The 454-nt window shown below is 56.6% G+C and carries 1 protein-coding gene; it reads right to left on the bottom strand.

The features are described from left to right. A partial coding sequence (locus WFP70_RS26550) for an ATP-binding protein (protein WP_442956377.1) occupies positions 1–454 on the bottom strand: 454 nt, incomplete at both ends.

Below are 454 nucleotides of genomic sequence, written 5' to 3'. Positions count from 1 at the left end.
CGCATGACCGCGAACAATCACGTCTTCCTGTTTGATCGACAGCGGCTGACCGGCAGCAATACGCAGCTGCTCTTTGATCAGATCCACGCCGGTGATCATCTCGGTCACCGGATGCTCCACCTGAATACGGGTGTTCATCTCGATGAAGTAGAACTCACCGTTTTCGTACAGGAACTCGAAGGTACCCGCACCGCGGTAGCCGATATCGATACAGGCTTTGGCACAGCGCTCGCCGATAAAGCGACGCAGTTCCGGCGTGATGCCCGGCGCTGGTGCTTCTTCGACCACTTTCTGGTGACGACGCTGCATCGAGCAGTCACGTTCCGCCAGATAGATGGCGTTGCCCTGGCCGTCGGCCATCACCTGAATCTCGATGTGACGCGGGTTCTCGAGGAATTTCTCCATGTAGACCATGTCGTTGTTGAAAGCCGCTTTGGCTTCCGCTTTCGTCATG

This window comes from Pantoea sp. USMM079 (assembly GCF_037153115.1).
Taxonomy (GTDB): domain Bacteria; phylum Pseudomonadota; class Gammaproteobacteria; order Enterobacterales; family Enterobacteriaceae; genus Pantoea; species Pantoea communis.
The sequence above is the reverse complement of the archived record's forward strand: the minus strand, read 5'-3'. Positions and strand labels throughout refer to the sequence as shown.